Source organism: Geodermatophilus sp. Leaf369 (assembly GCF_001424455.1).
Taxonomy (GTDB): Bacteria; Actinomycetota; Actinomycetes; order Mycobacteriales; family Geodermatophilaceae; genus Klenkia.
This window is the reverse complement of the sequence record NZ_LMQA01000002.1, coordinates 429,186-445,426: the sequence shown is the minus strand read 5'-3', so window position 1 is coordinate 445,426 and position 16,241 is coordinate 429,186. Positions and strand designations below refer to the sequence as shown.

At 74.6% G+C, this 16,241-nt stretch carries 17 protein-coding genes and 1 riboswitch; of the genes, 4 read left to right on the top strand and 13 right to left on the bottom strand.

The window, feature by feature from the left end; translation table 11 throughout:
• Positions 1-21 precede the first annotated feature (21 nt).
• The 4 genes from ASG36_RS10985 (at position 22) to ASG36_RS10970 (ending at position 3,461) form a co-directional block, all read left to right on the top strand.
• Positions 22-525 (top strand): hypothetical protein, encoded by a 504-nt coding sequence (locus ASG36_RS10985; RefSeq protein ID WP_055763695.1) that lies wholly within the window; start codon positions 22-24, stop codon positions 523-525.
• Between the two features lie 44 nt (positions 526-569).
• Positions 570-687, top strand: a riboswitch (SAM riboswitch).
• Between the two features lie 41 nt (positions 688-728).
• Positions 729-2,021 (top strand): bifunctional o-acetylhomoserine/o-acetylserine sulfhydrylase, encoded by a 1,293-nt coding sequence (locus ASG36_RS10980; protein ID WP_055763693.1) that lies wholly within the window; start codon positions 729-731, stop codon positions 2,019-2,021.
• Position 2,022: 1 nt separating this feature from the next.
• Positions 2,023-3,159 carry a homoserine O-acetyltransferase gene (locus ASG36_RS10975; RefSeq protein WP_055763692.1) on the top strand — a complete coding sequence of 379 codons (1,137 nt, stop codon included), beginning with the start codon at positions 2,023-2,025 and terminating at the stop codon, positions 3,157-3,159.
• Positions 3,156-3,461 (top strand): hypothetical protein, encoded by a 306-nt coding sequence (locus tag ASG36_RS10970; RefSeq protein WP_055763690.1) that lies wholly within the window; start codon positions 3,156-3,158, stop codon positions 3,459-3,461. Before ASG36_RS10975 ends, ASG36_RS10970 begins: the two co-directional genes overlap by 4 nt.
• Before the next feature lie 22 nt (positions 3,462-3,483).
• On the opposite strand, the gene ASG36_RS10965 is transcribed toward ASG36_RS10970, so the two are convergent.
• From ASG36_RS10965 to ASG36_RS10910, 13 genes are all read right to left on the bottom strand, one after another.
• Positions 3,484-3,972: a hypothetical protein gene (locus ASG36_RS10965; protein ID WP_055763688.1), complete on the bottom strand. Its 489-nt coding sequence runs from the start codon at positions 3,970-3,972 to the stop codon at positions 3,484-3,486.
• A complete protein-coding gene (locus tag ASG36_RS10960; protein WP_055763686.1) occupies positions 3,969-4,331 on the bottom strand; it encodes a response regulator in 363 nt (120 codons plus the stop codon). The genes ASG36_RS10965 and ASG36_RS10960 overlap by 4 nt, the downstream gene beginning before the upstream one ends.
• Positions 4,328-4,810, bottom strand: coding sequence for a chemotaxis protein CheX (locus ASG36_RS10955; RefSeq protein WP_055763684.1), 483 nt, complete (start codon positions 4,808-4,810; stop codon positions 4,328-4,330). Before ASG36_RS10955 ends, ASG36_RS10960 begins: the two co-directional genes overlap by 4 nt.
• Positions 4,807-5,178 carry a response regulator gene (locus ASG36_RS10950; RefSeq protein ID WP_235494865.1) on the bottom strand — a complete coding sequence of 124 codons (372 nt, stop codon included), beginning with the start codon at positions 5,176-5,178 and terminating at the stop codon, positions 4,807-4,809. The genes ASG36_RS10955 and ASG36_RS10950 overlap by 4 nt, the downstream gene beginning before the upstream one ends.
• Positions 5,179-5,191: 13 nt before the next feature.
• Complete coding sequence (locus ASG36_RS10945; RefSeq protein ID WP_055763681.1) at positions 5,192-6,028, bottom strand: protein-glutamate O-methyltransferase CheR; 837 nt, start codon at positions 6,026-6,028, stop codon at positions 5,192-5,194.
• Positions 6,025-7,113 (bottom strand): chemotaxis response regulator protein-glutamate methylesterase, encoded by a 1,089-nt coding sequence (locus ASG36_RS10940; protein WP_082523016.1) that lies wholly within the window; start codon positions 7,111-7,113, stop codon positions 6,025-6,027. The genes ASG36_RS10945 and ASG36_RS10940 overlap by 4 nt, the downstream gene beginning before the upstream one ends.
• An 86-nt stretch (positions 7,114-7,199) precedes the next feature.
• On the bottom strand, positions 7,200-8,138 hold the full coding sequence (locus tag ASG36_RS10935) for a hypothetical protein (RefSeq protein ID WP_055763678.1): 939 nt from the start codon (positions 8,136-8,138) through the stop codon (positions 7,200-7,202).
• A gap of 4 nt (positions 8,139-8,142) precedes the next feature.
• Positions 8,143-9,756: a methyl-accepting chemotaxis protein gene (locus ASG36_RS10930; RefSeq protein WP_235494863.1), complete on the bottom strand. Its 1,614-nt coding sequence runs from the start codon at positions 9,754-9,756 to the stop codon at positions 8,143-8,145.
• Positions 9,753-11,417: a methyl-accepting chemotaxis protein gene (locus ASG36_RS10925; protein WP_055763676.1), complete on the bottom strand. Its 1,665-nt coding sequence runs from the start codon at positions 11,415-11,417 to the stop codon at positions 9,753-9,755. Before ASG36_RS10925 ends, ASG36_RS10930 begins: the two co-directional genes overlap by 4 nt.
• A 56-nt stretch (positions 11,418-11,473) precedes the next feature.
• Entirely contained in the window at positions 11,474-11,755 is a 282-nt protein-coding gene (locus ASG36_RS22635; protein WP_235494861.1) for a methyl-accepting chemotaxis protein, read from the bottom strand.
• Positions 11,698-13,155 carry a methyl-accepting chemotaxis protein gene (locus ASG36_RS10920; RefSeq protein ID WP_235494859.1) on the bottom strand — a complete coding sequence of 486 codons (1,458 nt, stop codon included), beginning with the start codon at positions 13,153-13,155 and terminating at the stop codon, positions 11,698-11,700. The genes ASG36_RS22635 and ASG36_RS10920 overlap by 58 nt, the downstream gene beginning before the upstream one ends.
• Before the next feature lie 63 nt (positions 13,156-13,218).
• Positions 13,219-13,659, bottom strand: coding sequence for a chemotaxis protein CheW (locus ASG36_RS10915; RefSeq protein WP_055763674.1), 441 nt, complete (start codon positions 13,657-13,659; stop codon positions 13,219-13,221).
• A gap of 1 nt (position 13,660) precedes the next feature.
• On the bottom strand, positions 13,661-15,937 hold the full coding sequence (locus ASG36_RS10910) for a chemotaxis protein CheA (RefSeq protein WP_235494857.1): 2,277 nt from the start codon (positions 15,935-15,937) through the stop codon (positions 13,661-13,663).
• Positions 15,938-16,241 lie beyond the last annotated feature (304 nt).

Sequence of the window (16,241 nt, the reverse complement as noted above, 5' to 3'; positions counted from 1 at the left end):
GCGGGGGCTAGCGTCGGTCGGGTGCCCGCACCCGCCGACCCCGCCGTGGCCGCGCGCTGGGAACGCCTGTGCGCCCTGCTCGACGACGACGAGCACCTCTGGCCCGCCGTCCGGCAGGCGCTGCTCGACCCCGCCGGCTACCTGGCGGCCCGGGCCGGCAGCCCGCTGGCCCCCACCGACCCGGCCGACGTCGACCCGTGGGTCGCGCTGATCGACGGCCTGGACGACGCCGGCGCGCTGGCCTACCTCGACCCCGGCGACCAGGGCGAGGAGCTCGCCGAGGCCCTCGCCGCGCTGCCCCGGGTGGTCCGCGCCAGGGTCGACCTGGGCCCGGTCACCGACACCGACGGCGACGTGCCCACCGCGGTGCGGGCGGCCGATGCGGTGCTCGCCCCCGCCGGGCTCTGCCTGGTGCACCTGCACGAGGACGACGACGCACACCCGCTGGTCGTCGTCCGGGCCGTCGACCACGCCGAGATCACCGCCACCGCGCAGGCCCTGGGGCACCGGACCGACCTGGACTGAGCCCACGGGTGCAGGCCCCGCCCGGGCGTCCTACGATCGGCACGGCTCACGAGAGGCAGCGACAAGCACCTGGCTGGCTGCCCGGCAACCGCTACTCCGTCTGCGGTGCTCCAGGGGAAGAGCCGGTGTGGACGGCGCCCGCCGTCCGCGCAACCGACGGAGCGCCCGCTCGCCCGGGCCTCCCGACACAGGAGGACGTGGCCATGACCGACCCCAGCGGCTGGAGCTTCGAGACCCGGCAGATCCACGCCGGCACGAGCCCCGACCCCACCACCGGCGCCCGCGCACTGCCCATCTACGCGACCACGAGCTACCAGTTCCGCGACAGCCAGCACGCCGCGGACCTGTTCGCCCTCGCCGAGATGGGCAACATCTACACCCGGATCATGAACCCGACGCAGGACGCGCTGGAGCAGCGCGTGGCGTCCCTGGAGGGCGGCGTAGCCGCCCTGGCGGTGTCCTCGGGGCAGGCTGCGGAGACGCTGTCGATCCTCAACCTGGCCGAGGCCGGCGACCACGTCGTGGCCTCCGCCTCCCTGTACGGCGGCACGTACAACCTGCTGCACCACTCGCTGCCGAAGATGGGCATCACCGTCTCCTTCGTCGAGGACCCCGACGACCCGCAGGCCTGGCAGTCGCTGGTCCAGGACAACACCAAGGCCTTCTACGCCGAGACGATCGGCAACCCCAAGGGCGACGTGCTGGACATCTCCGCGGTCAGCGAGGTCGCCCACCGCAACGGCGTCCCGCTGATCGTGGACAACACCGTCGCCACCCCCTTCCTGATCCGGCCCATCGAGTTCGGCGCCGACGTCGTCGTGCACTCGGCGACGAAGTACCTGGGCGGGCACGGCACGGCCGTGGCCGGCGTGATCGTCGACAGCGGCAACTTCGACTGGACCGCGGGCAAGCACCCCGGCTTCACCACCCCCGACCCGACGTACCACGGCGTGGTCTACGCCGACCTCGGTGCACCGGCGTTCGCGCTCAAGGCCCGGGTGCAGCTGCTGCGCGACCTCGGCCCGGCCATTTCGCCGTTCAACGCCTTCCTCGTGGTGCAGGGCATCGAGACCCTGTCGCTGCGCATGGAGCGGCACATCGCCAACGCGCAGAAGGTCGCCGAGTGGCTGGAGACCCGCGAGGAGGTGGAGTCGGTGCACTACGCCGGGCTGCCCTCCTCGCGCTGGTACGAGGCGGGCAGGAAGTACGCCCCGCTGGGCACCGGTGCCGTGCTGGCCTTCGAGATCGTCGGGGGCGTCGCGGCCGGCAAGGCGTTCGTGGAGGCCCTGGAGCTGCACAGCCACGTGGCCAACATCGGCGACGTGCGCAGCCTGGTCATCCACCCGGCGTCCACCACGCACTCGCAGCTGACCCCGGAGGAGCAGGTCACCACCGGTGTCACCCCGGGCCTGGTGCGCCTGGCCGTCGGCCTGGAGGGGATCGAGGACATCCTCGCCGACCTCGACGCCGGCTTCCGCGCCGCGAAGGCAGCCTGAGGTGACGGGGGTCCGGGAGACCTCGTCCCGGACCCCCCTCCGGTCCGGCGGGTGGGTCGAGGGCGACCCGTCCGGTGACCGGCAGTTCCTGGACCTGGGCCCGCTGGACCTGGAGCGCGGGGGCGCCCTGCCCGCCGTCCGGGTCGCCTACGAGACGTGGGGGACCCTCGCCGCCGACGGGTCCAACGCGGTGCTCGTCGAGCACGCACTCACCGGGGACAGCCACGTCGTCGGCCCCACCGGGCCCGGCCAGCCGACCCCGGGCTGGTGGGACGGCCTGATCGGCGACGGCGCCCCGCTGGCCGACCGGTTCGTCGTCTGCGCGAACGTGCTGGGCGGCTGCCAGGGCACCACCGGCCCGTCGTCGACCGCGCCGGACGGCCGGCCATGGGGGTCGCGCTTCCCCGCGGTCACCATCGCCGACCAGGTCGCCGTCGAGCGCCGGCTGGCCGAGGCGCTCGGGGTGGACCGCTGGTCGGCCGTGATCGGCGGGTCGATGGGCGGCATGCGGGCCCTGGAGTGGGCGGTCGCGCACCCGAACCGGGTCGAGCGGCTGTTCTTCCTGGCCTCGGGCGCGGTGGCCACCGCCGACCAGATCGGCACCCAGACCACCCAGCAGACCGCGGTCACCACCGACCCGCGGTGGGCCGGCGGGGACTACGCGGCCGGCGAGGGCCCGGTCGCCGGGCTCGGCACGGCCCGGCGGATCGCGCACCTGACCTACCGCAGCGCCGAGGAGCTGGAGACCCGGTTCTCCACCGTCGTCCAGCCCGACGGGCGGTTTGCCGTGGCCAGCTACCTGGACCACCACGCCGCCAAGCTCGCCGCCCGGTTCGACGCCGGCAGCTACGTGGTGCTCACCGAGGCGATGAACACCTGGGACGTCGGCCGCGGCCGCGGCGGCGTGGAGGCCGCCCTGGCCCGGGTCACCGCGACCGCGGTGGTCGGTGGCATCGACAGCGACCGGCTCTACCCGGTCGCCGAGCAGCAGCGGGTGGCCGACGGCCTCGGGGTACCGCTGCGGGTGGTCCCCTCCCCGTACGGCCACGACGGCTTCCTGGTCGAGGTCGAGGCGGTCGGTGCGCTGGTCCGGGAGCTGTTGGCCGCCCCCGCCGGGGGTCTACCGTCAGCGCGGTGACCACCCCCGAGGCCCGACCCGTGGTCCGGCTGTTCGCCGACCACTCCTCCCCGTACCCGCTGTGGTCCGGCTCGGGCAAGGGCGAGGCCCTGGACCCGGTCGAGCTCGGTGTCTCCCCCGACCTGACCGAGGCACTGCGCGCCTGGGTCGGCCACTGGACGAAGCACCAGGACGAGCTGTCGGGCTGGGACCCGCCGTCGGCCCGCGAGACCCACCAGGTCCAGGGCCACCGGCTCTTCCTGGCACTGGTCGAGCAGCTCGGCGACCGCTACGACGTCGTCCGCCCGAGCCTGGGGCACTAGGCCCCGGACCCGGGCGGGACGCTCAGGCGAGGACCACCGACAGCGCGCCCGGGCCGTAGCCGGCGACGGTGACGGCCAGGTCGAGCCGGTTGGTGGAGCCGGTCAGCACGGCGACGTCGGCCGGCAGAGCCTCGCCCGGGGCGATCAGCCGGTCCAGCTTGGAGTGCGTGACCCCGCCGGCGTTGAGCAGCGCGGCGGCCACGTTGACCACCTCGTGCAGCACCTCCAGGTGCATGTCCGACAGCTCGCCCTCCTCGACCGCGTCCTCCAGGCCGCCCTTGGGGAGCAGTGCCAGCGCGCCGGCGCACCAGGCGGCCAGCGGCAGGTCGACCAGGCAGACCGCGGTCAGCGAGGACGTCGGGTCGACGTAGACGGCGACCGCAGCCGGCCGGGACGGCGTCGGGGTGACCGGGGCACCGGGCGCCACGGTCACGTCGCGACCGAGCAGGCCGGTGAGCAGGTCGCGGACGTCCTTGGCGGTGGGCAGGGCCGTCCCGAGCACGGCGGTCACGCGAGCACCGACCCGAGCTGGTCGCGGAAGGTGTCGGCGGTGAAGGGCTTGGCGATGAGGAACAGCGCACCGGCCTCGGCGGCGGTCTCCCGCATCTCCGGGGAGCCCTCCGAGGTGACGAAGCCGAAGGGCACCGCCGACCCGCGGGCGCGCAGCTCGCGCAGGCAGTCGATGCCGGTCATCTCGGGCATGTTCCAGTCCGAGAGCACGAGGTCGGGGTCCTCCTCGGCGATCTTGACCAGGGCGTCGGCCCCGTCGACGGCCTCGACGACGTCGACGTCGTCCCAACCGGCCTGGCGCAGGGTGCGGATGACGATCTGCCGCATGACACGGCTGTCGTCGGCGACCAGGATCTTCATGGCGTGACCTCCGTGGTGGGGTGGTGCACAGGGGCCTCCGTGGCGCCCTGGACGGTGATGGTGAGCGGGTGGCCGCGCCAGGTGGCGCCGACCGGTCGGACGTCGGTGCCCGGCTGCGGGGGCGTGCCGGTCTGCGGCAGCCCCAGCGTCGACGGGCCGGGGAGCAGGGACTTCACGTTCCCGCCGAGGATGTTGGCCAGCTCGCGCAGCACGTCGTCGACGTCCTCGTCGGCGAGCTCCTCGGCCGGTGCCAGCTGCAGCACCGCCCGGGTGAGGTCGTCGGTGGCCGACGCCGAGCAGGTCAGCACGACCAGCCCGGACCACGGGCCCTCGACGCCCACCCAGGCGCTGCGGCCGTCGGCGACCGGGCCGTCGCCGGGGACGAGCACCTCGTCCTCGCCGACCAGGGCGCTCCACACCTCGGCGGCGACGGCGTTGACGGTCTCGTCGTCGAGCAGGGTGGCGATCGGCGCGCTCACGCCGGGACGCCGTGCGGCAGCAGACCCAGCAGCGCGAGCTTGTCGCCGATCGCGTCGGCGGTGAACGGCTTGATCACGTACTCGTGGGCGCCGGCGGCCAGCGCCCGGACGATCTGGCCGTGCTCGCTCTCGGTGGTGACCATCATCAGGGTCACCTGACGCCAGGCCGGGTTCGCCCGGACGGCGGAGACGAACTGCAGCCCGTCCATCACCGGCATGTTCCAGTCGATGCAGGCCAGGTCGGGGACCCAGCCCTCCTCGAGGACGTCCAGGGCCTCGCGTCCGTGCCCGGCGGGCCGGGTCTCGTACCCGAAGCCCTCCAGGATCGAGCCGACGATCCGGCGCATCGCGCGGGAGTCGTCGATCACCAGCGCTCGCATCTCATGCCCCTCTCGTCGGGCGGTAGGCGGAGCCGCGGCCGCAGGCGACCCGCTCCCAGGTGTCGTCGACCCCGAGGGTCGTCTCGGCTGCGCCCAGGAAGAGCCAGCCGTCCGGGCGCATCAGGCGACGCACCCGCTGGAGGACGTCCCGCTTCGTCGCGGGGTCGAAGTAGATGAGGACGTTGCGCAGGTACACGACGTCGAAGGGCCCCAGGCGGGGCAGGGGGGCGGCCAGGTTCAGCTCGCTGGCGGTGACCATGGCGCGCAGCTGGGGGGCCACCTCCCACTCGGTGCCCACCCGGCAGAAGTGCCGGACGAGCATCGAGGCGGGGAGCCCGCGGTTGACCTCGAGCTGGCTGAACCGGCCGGCGCGGGTGCGCGCCACCATGTCCCGGGACAGGTCGGTGGCGGTGATCTGCACCCGGCCGGAGGCGTTGGGCAGCGCGTCGGCCAGCAGCATCGCGACCGTGTAGGCCTCCTGGCCGCTGGAGCAGGCCGCCGACCAGATCCGCAGCGCCTCGCCGGGCCGGCGGGCGGCCTGCAGCGCGGGCAGGACGGTCGAGGTGAGCGCGGTGAACGGGTCGCCGTCCCGGAACCAGGACGTCTCGTTCGTGGTGAGCGCCTCCACGATCCGGCGGCTCAGCGCGGCGTCGGGGCGTGCCCGGACCCGGTCGACCAGCTCGGCCACGCCGGACAGGCCGAGCGACCGGGCCACCGGCAGGAGCCGGGCCTCCACCAGGTACTCCTTGCCCGGGGCCAGCACGATGGCGGACTCCCGGCGGACCAGCTGGCAGACCCAGTCGAAGCCGGTCGGGGACAGCGCGGTGGCGGCGGTCATGCCGGCACCCCGGACAGCGTGGGACGACGGGCGGGCAGCCGGCGCAGCACCGCGTCGGCGACCCGGTCCAGCGGCAGCACCTCGTCGGCCAGTCCGGCCTGGGTCACCGCACCGGGCATGCCCCAGACCACCGAGGTGGCCTGGTCCTGGGCGAGCACGGTGCCCCCGGCGTCGCGCACCAGCGCGGCCCCGTCGCGTCCGTCGTGGCCCATCCCGGTGAGGACGACGGCCAGCACGGCGCCGTCGTAGGCGGTGACCGCGGAGCGGAACAGCACGTCCACGGCCGGCCGGCAGAAGTTCTCCGGGTCGCCCTGGTCCAGCGCGGTGCGGCGCAGCCCGCCGGTGGAGGACACGGTGAGGTGGAAGTCGCCGGGGGCCACGTGCACGGTCCCCGGGCGCAGCGGGGTGCCGGCCACGGCCTCCACCACGCTCAGCGGGCTCAACCGGTCGAGCCGGGCGGCGAACTGGGCGGTGAAGACCGGGGGCATGTGCTGCACGACCAGCACCGGGACGGCGAGGTCGGCGGGCAGCCGGGGGAGCACCTTGGACAGGGCGTCCGGACCGCCGGTGGAGGAGCCGATGACCAGCACGGCCGGGGTGCGCCGGACACCGGTCCGGGCCGGGGCGGGCGTCGCCGGTGCGGCCGCGCGGGGTGCGGGGAGCACCGGGTCGACCCGTCGTCCGGTCAGGGCCTTGATCCGGGGCACCAGCTGCTGCCGGACGCTCTCCATCGACGCACCGATGCTGCCCACGTTGGCCGGCTTGGTGACGTAGTCGTCGGCACCGGCGGCGAGGGCGTCCAGGGTGGCGGTGGCCCCGCGCTCGGTGAGCGTGGAGAACATGACGATCGGGACCCGGTTGCCGGCCGCGCGGATGGCGGTGACCGCGCCGATGCCGTCCAACTCGGGCATCTCGATGTCCATCGTGACCAGGTCCGGGCGCAGCGTCTCCAGCTTGGCCAGCGCCACCCGTCCGTTGACCGCGGTGCCGACGACCTCGATGGCCGGGTCGGCGGAGAGCACGTCGGTGACGAGCTTGCGGACGACGACCGAGTCGTCGACCACCATCACCCTGATCGGAGCCACGGGGCCTCTGCTCTCTGGTCTCGGTCCCCCGGCGGGGGGACTCGGTGGTGTTTCGGCACGGCCCGGGCCGTGTTGAGCCGGTGCCCTCACCCGTGCGGGTGGTCCTGGGCGGGGACGGCAGCGGTGCTGCCGCCGGGGGGCCAGTCGCCGTGCGCGAGCACCCACGGGGCGCACAGCAGCTCCGACGAGGTCTCGTCGAGGAGGTCGGCGACCGCCAGGGCCTGCACGCAGCCGGCGACGGCGTTCCACACCCCGCGGGCACCGTCGGCGGGGGTGAACCCGGCGTCGACGAAGCCGCCCACGGCCAGCAGCTGGGCCGCGGCGAGCGCGCGGGTGCGGCCGGAGACGTGCGCGGCCCACGAGGCGCCGTGCATGGCCGCGGCCCAGGAGCGCCGGCCATCGCGCACCTCCTCGACGGCGGCGCGCCACCGCACCCGGTCGGCGTCGTCGCAGGTGCGGAGCCGGGTGACCAGCGCGTGCAGCCCCACGGCGGACGGGCCCAGGTCGGGGGTGCCGGGCGGTCCGGCCCGGTCCACCGCCGCGGAGAAGGCCCGGCGGTCCCGGTCGGGCAGCGCGGCAGCGGCCCAGGCCGCGACCGCCCCGTCGGCGAGGACGTCGGCGGCCAGCGCGGTGACGTCGGGACCGGCGTCGGCCGCGGCCGGGGAGTCCGGGCCCAGCACGTCGTCCCGGATGACCCGTTCGACCGCGGCGGCGCTGCCGATGGTGCCCTGCTCGAGCAGCTCCACCAGGGCAGCGGTCCGGGTGGCCGGGTCCAGGCCGGGGCCGGTGACCCGGAGCGAGGGCACCCCGGCCTCGGCGAGCTCGCGGACCCGGCGCGACCGGACGGCCCAGCGGCCCCGTTGGACAGGGGTGCCGGTGGCGACCGGGTGCGCCGCGGCGAGCCGTTCCAGCGTCGCTGCGTCGGCGGCCAGCCCCGTCAGCAGCACCGCGGCCACGGCCGGGCCGGCCGGCAGCCGCACCAGGTCGAAGCCCAGCGTGGCCGCGCTGACCAGGGAGTAGGGCACCGGCTCAGTGCTGGAAGCGCGCGACGGCGCCGCGCAGCTCGTCGGCCATCCGGGACAGCTCGTCCACCGACGCCCGGGTCGAGGCCAGTGCTTCGGTCGTGGACCCGGCCGCGGCCGAGACCGCGGTGATCGACCCGGCGATGCCGGTGCTGCCCGCGGCGGCCTCGGCGACCGACCGGGACATCTCGTTGGTGGTGGCGGTCTGCTCCTCCACGGCGGAGGCGATCGTGGTCTGGAAGTCGTCGATCTGGCCGATGACCGCCCCGATCCGGCCGATCGCCTCGACCGCTCCCCCGGTGTCGGCCTGGATCGCCTCCACCCGGCGGGCGATGTCCTCGGTCGCCCGCGCGGTCTCCTGCGCCAGCTCCTTCACCTCGGTGGCGACCACGGCGAAGCCCCTGCCGGCGTCCCCGGCCCGGGCAGCCTCGATGGTCGCGTTGAGCGCCAGCAGGTTGGTCTGCTCGGCGATCGACCGGATGGTCTTGACGACGTCCCCGATCTCGCGGGAGGAGTCCCCGAGCCGGCCGACCGTGGCGTTGGTGGCGGCAGCCTCGGTGACGGCGGACCCGGCGACCCGGGCGGCCTCCCCGGCGTTCTGGGCGATCTCCCGGATGGAGGCGCTCATCTGCTCGGCGCCCGCGGCGACCGTGGCCACGCTGTCGGACACCCCGCCGGCGGCCACGGACACGGCCTCGGACCGGGAGCTGGTCTCGGCCGCAGAGGCGGCGATCTGTGCGCTGGCCGCGGACAGGTCCTGCGCGGAGGCGGCGACCGCGTCGGCGGAGGTGGATAGCCTCCCGACCAGGCCGCGGACCTCGGTGACCGCGGCGTCCAGGGCAGCGCCGGTGCGGCCGACCTCGTCGGCACGGCGCAGGCCCGTGGTACGGGTGAGGTCGCGGGCACCGACGGCCTCGGCGACGACCCGGATCCGCTCGAGCGGGCCGACCACCGAGCGGGTGACCAGCCAGGCCAGCAGCGCGGCGAGGGCCAGACCGAGGGCCCCGGCCGACCACAGCAGCCAGGTCGCCCGCGACTGGGCGGCGGACTGCTCGTCGGCCAGCCCGGCCAGCCGGTCCTGCGCCGAGGCGGCGATGTCGTCGGCGATGCCGAGGACGACGGTGTACCCCTCGCCGGCCTCCCCGCCGTTGATCGAGGTCTGCGCGGTGGCCAGACCCTCCCGGGTGCCGGGTCGGACCCAGTCGACGACCTGGTCGTCCCAGGCGAAGTAGCTGTCCCACGCCGGGCGCAGCCGGTCGAAGTCGGCACGCTCGGCCGGGCTCATCGCCCGGGTGTCCACGGCGTCCAGCCAGGCGTAGACCGAGGCCTTGCTGGCGAGGAAGCCGGCCCGGTTGTACGAGTCGTCGGCCAGCGCGGCCTCGGGGCCGAAGGCGGCGACGTCGGCGAGCACGAAGCCCTGCCAGCCGGTGGCGTCGGCGATCTGGAAGCGCATCGTCTCGGCGTCGCGGAGCACGCCGTCGGCGGCGGTGACCTCCTGGGCGAGCCCGCGCTGCTCGCTGACCGCGGCGACCCCGCCGACGGCGCAGCCCACGACGAGCAGCGCCACCCCGCCGAAGGCCAGGCCGAGCCGGGTCCGCAGCCCCACGTCGGTGATCCTCACCAGGAGAACCGCCCCACCGTGGTGCGGAGGTCCGCGGCCATCCGGGACAGCTCGTCGACGGCGACCCGGGTCTGGCCCAGGGCCTGCGTCGTCGAGCCGGCCGCGGTGGCCACCCCGGTGATGTTCGCGGCGATCTCGGTCGTCCCGCCGGCGGCCTCGGCCACCGAGCGCGACATCTCGTTCGTCGTCGCCGTCTGCTCCTCCACCGCGCTGGCGATGGTCAGCTGGTGGTCGTTGATCTGCCCGATGACCGCACCGATCCGCCCGATCGCCGCCACCGCCCCGCCGGTGTCGGCCTGGATCGCCTCCACCCGGCGGGCGATGTCCTCGGTCGCCCGCGCGGTCTCCTCCGCCCCGCCGGTGTCGGCCTGGATCGCCTCCACCCGGCGGGCGATGTCCTCGGTCGCCCGCGCGGTCTCCTGCGCCAGCTCCTTGACCTCGTTGGCCACGACGGCGAAGCCCTTGCCGGCCTCCCCGGCCCGCGCCGCCTCGATCGTCGCGTTCAGCGCCAGCAGGTTCGTCTGCTCGGCGATCGACGTGATCACCTTGACCACGTCACCGATCTCCTTCGAGGAGACGCCCAGCTTGGTGATCGTCGCGTTGGTGGTCTCGGCCTCGGTGACCGCACCGGCGGCCACCCGGGCCGCCTCGTTGGCGCTCTGCGCGATCTCCCGGATCGAGGCGCTCATCTGCTCGGCACCCGCCGCGACCGTGGCCACGCTGCGGGACACCTCGTCGGCGGCACCGGACACCACCCCGGACTGCACGCTGGTCTCCTCCGCCGACGCCGAGATCTGCGCCGACGACGCCGACAGCTCCTCACTCGACGCGGCCACCGCGTCCGCGGAGCCGGCGACCGAGGCCATCAGCGCCCGCAGCTGGGCCTGCGCGGCGACCAGCGAGGCGGCCATCTGACCCAGCTCGTCGGCGGAGCGGACCTCCGGGGCCACCGTCAGGTCACCCAGGGCGAGGGCCTCGACGGCGGTGCGCACCGAGCGCACGGTGCGCAGCAGGCGGCGGACGACGAGCACGGTGAGCGCGACGGCTGCCGCGACGCCGAGCGCGAGCACGGTCCAGATCAGGGTCAGCGCGGTGCCGGCCTCCTCGTCCCCCTGCGACGAGCGGGAGGCGGCCAGCGCGGACTGCGCCTCGGACTCGGCCTGCAGCGGCTCCACCACCGCGGTGGTCTGCGGGCGGACCTCGTCCTGGAACACCTGGGCGAAGGCGGCGGCGTCACCGGCGTCGGCCAGCGGGAAGAGGGTGTCCTCGGCCAGTGCGTAGTACGTGTCGAGCTGCTCGGTGAAGGCGGCGAACGCCGCGGGGTCGGCCGCCGCGGCCCGGTAGCCCTCGATCTGGGCGGTGATCTCGGCCCGGCGCTCGGTCAGGTCGGTGCGCAGCTCGGCGCGGGTGGCCTCGTCGGCGATGCCGTACTGCACCACCCGGGCGCGGTCGCCCTGGAAGCTGCGCTGGATCTCCGACAGCTCGGTCAGCGGCACGACGGTGTCCCGGTAGAGGACGTCGGCCGAGTCGCGCAGCGACCCGATCCGGACGGCGGCCAGCGTCGCGACGGCGACCGCCACGAGGGCGAGGGCCAGGACCGCGGTGCCGATCTTGACCGCGATGGGGCGGTCGGCGGTCCAGCTGCGGGACGGCGTGCTCATGGGTGGTTCTCCCCCGTGGAGGTGTGGTCGGGCGGGGTCGTCCCCGCCCGGGGTGGTCAGTAGGTGAAGCGGCCGACGGTGGTGCGCAGGTCGGCGGCCATCCGGGACAGCTCGTCGACGGCCACCCGGGTCTGACCGAGCGCCTGGGTCGTCGAGCTCGCGGCGGTGGAGACGCCGGTGATGTTCGCGGCGATCTCGGTCGACCCGCCGGCGGCCTCGGCCACCGAGCGCGACATCTCGTTCGTCGTCGCCGTCTGCTCCTCCACCGCACTGGCGATGGTCAGCTGGTGGTCGTTGATCTGGCCGATGACCGCACCGATCCGCCCGATCGCCGCCACCGCCCCGCCGGTGTCGGCCTGGATCGCCTCCACCCGGCGGGCGATGTCCTCGGTCGCCCGCGCACCGCCCCGCCGGTGTCGGCCTGGATCGCCTCCACCCGGCGGGCGATGTCCTCGGTCGCCCGCGCGGTCTCCTGCGCCAGCTCCTTGACCTCGTTGGCCACGACGGCGAACCCCTTGCCGGCCTCCCCGGCCCGCGCCGCCTCGATCGTCGCGTTCAGCGCCAGCAGGTTGGTCTGCTCGGCGATGCTCGTGATCACCTTGACCACGTCACCGATCTCCTTGGAGGAGACGCCCAGCTTGGTGATCGTCGCGTTCGTCGCCTCGGCCTCGGTCACCGCACCGGCGGCCACCCGGGCCGCCTCGTTCGCCGACTGGGTGATCTCCCGGATGGAGGCCGACATCTGCTCGGCCCCCGCCGCGACCGTGGCCACGCTGCGGGACACCTCGTCGGCGGCACCGGACACCACCCCGGACTGCACGGAGGTCTCCTCCGCCGACGCCGAGATCTGCGCCGACGACGCCGACAGCTCCTCACTCGAGGCCGCGACCGCGTCGGCGGAGGAGACGACCGTGGCCATCAACGTCCGCAGCGTGCCGGTCGCGGTGTCCAGGGCCCGGCCCATCCGGCCGAGCTCGTCGTCGGTGGTCAGGTCCGACGTGGCCGTCAGGTCCCCGGCGGCGAGGGCGTCGGCGGTGACCTGCACCCGGCGCAGACCGCGGGCGATCGTGGTGGCGACGAACCAGCCGATCGCGACCGCCGCCAGGACCCCGGCCACGAGCACCACGAGCGTCGTCGTCAGGGCGGTGCCGGCGGCGTCCTGGGCGGCCGCCGCAGCCGCGGCCGCGTCGGCCTGCTCGCTCGCGGTGAGCTCGCCCAGCGCCTCGGCTGCCTCGGTCAGCAGCAGGTTCTCGCTGTTCGCGGCGTACCAGCCGGTGGTGTCCTTCGCCGCCGCGAGCGGGGCCAGGGTGGTGTCGAAGAAGTCCCCCCACCGGGCGACGGCCTCGTCGGCCCCGTCGACCAGTCCCTGCTGCTCGGCGGACAGGTCCACCGCGTAGGTGGCCATCTCCTCGGTGTACCGGTCCTGCAGCTGCGCGATCTCCGCCAGCACCGCGTCGGTCTCGGCCTCCGGTGCCAGCACGGCGTTCCGCGAGGCGATCCGCAGGTCGCTGAGGGTGCCGTCGACGGCGGCCAGCTGGGAGACGCTCATCAGGTTCGACGCGTAGACCTCCTGCCCGGCGTCGGCCGCCGAGCCGGTCGCGGTGATGCCGACGACGCCGATGGCCACCGAGGCGACCGCGCCGGCGGCGACCGCGGTGAGGACCTTCGTCCGCAGGCTGCGGTCCCCCCACCAGGCCCGGGTGGACGGCTGCGGTGTGGACGTGCTGGACGTGGGCATGCGGGAGCGCTCCTCAGGAGTCGGGGGACGGAGCGGGGGAGGGTGCTGGGGAGGGGGAGCGGGTCAGGCTGCGACGGCGCGGGCGACGTCGAGGGCGAGCAGCAGCCGGCCGTCGAGCTTGTAGGCGCCGCGGATGAGCTCGCGGGCACGGCCGTCCAGGGTGTCCGGCGGCTGTTCGAAGTCCACGGCGTCCACGTGCACGACGTCGGCGATGCCGTCGACGAGGAAGCTGACGGCCTCCCCGTGCATCCGGACGACGATCACGACCGAGTCCGCGCCCGCCGGGCGGGCCGGACGGCCGAGCCGCTCGCGCAGCTCGATGGCGGTGACCACCTGGCCGCGCAGGTTGATCAGCCCGGCGACCGCCGGTGGGGCCAGCGGCACCCGGGTGAGCTTCTGCGCCCGGAGCACCTCCTGGACGTGGGCCACCTCGACGCCGTAGAGGTCGCCGTCCAGCCAGAAGGTGGCCAGCTGGGTCGTGCGGCTGGTGGTGGGTGCGCTCATCTCAGACCGCCAGCAGACCGGTCGGGACGCCGTCGGCGTGCTCGGTGCCCTCGAAGGCGTAGAAGGACGGGTCGGCGGCGAGGATGGCGGCCCGGACGTCGAGCAGCTCGGTGACCTTGTCGCCGAACACCGCCGAGCCCAGCAGGCCGTGGTCGTCGATGTCGGAGTGCAGCGCCTCGGCGTCGTCGACGATGTCCAGGATCTGCTCCACCACGATGGCGACGGACCGGTCGTGGTCGGCGTAGACGATCACCTCGAGGACGTCGCGCGAGGGGCTGTCGCAGGAGGAGGCGCCCAGGAGACGGTCCAGCCGCACGATCGGCAGGATCGCGCCGCGGTACTGGACCACCTCGCGCGAACCGACCCGCTCGACACCGGCCGCGGGCAGCTGCTCCAGCCGGGTGACGGTGTCCAGGGGGATGGCGACCCGTCGTCCGCCGCCGATGGTGGCCAGCAGCATCCGCTGCCGCTCGACCGGCCCGGCGGCCCGGTCGTGGGCCTGCGCCTGGGCGCGCTGCTCGGCCCGTTCCGCGCTCTCGGCCCGCAGCGCCCGCCGGGCCAGGGCCTGCACGTCGAGGATGAGCGCCACCGTGCCGTCGCCCAGGACGGTCGCCCCGGAGTACAGCCCGATGGACTTCAGCTGGGCACCGACTGCCTTCACGACGATCTCCTCGGTGTTGACGACCCGGTCCACGACCAGGCCGAAGCGGCGGCCCTCGGACCGCAGGACGGCGATGACCACGTGCCCGTCGTGCCGGTCGGACGTCAGCCCGAACACGTCGGCCAGCTGCACCAGCGGCAGCAGCTCCCCGCGCAGCCGGTAGACCCGGGCACCGCCGATCTCCTCGACCGCGCTGGCCGCCTTCTCGGCGTCCAGGCTGACCAGCTCCTGCAGGCTGACCTGCGGGATCGCGTAGCGGTCGCCGGCGCACTCCACGGTCAGCGCCGGCACGATCGCCAGGGTCAGCGGGATGCGCAGCCGGGTGCAGGTGCCCCGGCCGGCCTCGGACTCGATTTCGATCGTGCCGCCGATGGCCTCGATGTTGGTCTTGACCACGTCCATGCCGACCCCGCGGCCGGACACGTTGGTGACCGCGGCTGCGGTGGAGAACCCGGGGGCGAAGACGAGCTGCAGCACGTCGGCCTGGCTCATCCGGGCCAGCGCCTCGGCGGTGACCAGACCGCGTTCGACGGCCTTGGCCCCGACCCGGACGGGGTCGATTCCGGCGCCGTCGTCGGCGACCTCCACCACGACCTGGCCGGACTCGTGTCGGGCCCGCAGGCTCAGCACGCCGTCGGGCCGCTTGCCGGCGGCGAGCCGCGCCTCCGGGGTCTCGATGCCGTGGTCGACGGAGTTGCGGACCAGGTGGGTCAGCGGGTCCTTGACCGCCTCCAGGAGCGTCTTGTCCAGCTCGGTCTCGGCGCCCTCCATCGCGAGGGTGACCGACTTGCCGCACTGCTGGCCCAGGTCGCGGACGACACGGGGCAGCTTGGACCAGATGTGGTCGATGGGCTGCATGCGCGTCTTCATGACGCCCTCCTGCAGCTCGCTGGCGATCAGGTTCAGCCGCTGGCCGGCCCGCACGAGGTCGGTGTCGGACTGCCGGGAGACGTACTGCACGATCTGGTTGCGGGTCAGCACCAGCTCGCCGACCAGCTGCATCAGCGCGTCGAGCAGGTCGACGTCGACCCGGATGGTGGCGTCGGCGACGGCCCGGCGACCGGGGACCGGCTCCTCGTGGTGCTCCTCGACGGCCGGGGGCACGGGGGCGACCACGTCGGTGTGCCGGACGGGGACGGCGTCCACCACCTCGGCGGCCTCGGCGAGCACGGCGGTCGCCTCGGCCGTCGTCCCGACCGTGGCCTCGACCGGTGCCGGGGCGACGCCCACGGCGACCGGCACGGCCTCCATCGAGGCGACGATCGCGGCCACGGCCGGGGCGACGTCGACCGCACCCTCGCTGCCGGTGGTCTCGATCGAACCCAGCAGCGCCCGGACGGTGTCGACCATCGTCAGCAGCGCGTCGGTGCGGTGCGGGGTCAGCTCCAGGACCCCGTCGCGCAGCCGGGACAGCATGTTCTCCCCGACGTGGGTGACCTCCTCCAGCTTGCCGAAGGCGAGGAAGCCGCTGGTGCCCTTGATGGTGTGGATGGTCCGGAAGATGCTGGACAGCTGCTCGCGGGAGCCGGGGTCCTGCTCGAGGGCCACCAGGTCGCGGTCCAGCTGGTCCAGGTTCTCGTGGCTCTCCACGAGGAAGTCCTCGACGATGTCGTCCATGCCGTCCACGCGTCACCGCCCTCGTCTGTTCGTGCGACGACGGACGTGCTCCGCTGTCGGAGGCGGTTACGGCGTCCGGTGCGCACTCTCAACCCGAAGTGCCGAACCCGTTCCGGGACCATTCCTCGGCCCTCGCGACGACCATTCTGAGAATGGCCGACGACCGGTCCCGGCAGCCTCAGGAGCCCCACGGTCATCACCCGCCCCAGGTCGACCCGAGCCCTGCACCAGCACCGTTTCCCCAGCAGGAGGCCCGTTCCCGGGCCCCGCGAGCGGGCCGGTCACCACGCTGGCCGGGTCGACA

Excerpts from the sequence above, each read along its gene's own strand:
- ASG36_RS10980 (WP_055763693.1), top strand. The coding sequence starts at position 729 with ATGACCGACCCCAGCGGCTGGAGCTTCGAGACCCGGCAGATCCACGCC.
- ASG36_RS10960 (WP_055763686.1), bottom strand. The coding sequence starts at position 4,331 with ATGAAGATCCTGGTCGCCGACGACAGCCGTGTCATGCGGCAGATCGTC.
- ASG36_RS10945 (WP_055763681.1), bottom strand. The coding sequence starts at position 6,028 with ATGACCGCCGCCACCGCGCTGTCCCCGACCGGCTTCGACTGGGTCTGC.
- ASG36_RS10925 (WP_055763676.1), bottom strand. The coding sequence starts at position 11,417 with ATGAGCACGCCGTCCCGCAGCTGGACCGCCGACCGCCCCATCGCGGTC.
- ASG36_RS10920 (WP_235494859.1), bottom strand. The coding sequence starts at position 13,155 with ATGCCCACGTCCAGCACGTCCACACCGCAGCCGTCCACCCGGGCCTGG.
- ASG36_RS10915 (WP_055763674.1), bottom strand. The coding sequence starts at position 13,659 with ATGAGCGCACCCACCACCAGCCGCACGACCCAGCTGGCCACCTTCTGG.
- ASG36_RS10910 (WP_235494857.1), bottom strand. The coding sequence starts at position 15,937 with ATGGACGACATCGTCGAGGACTTCCTCGTGGAGAGCCACGAGAACCTG.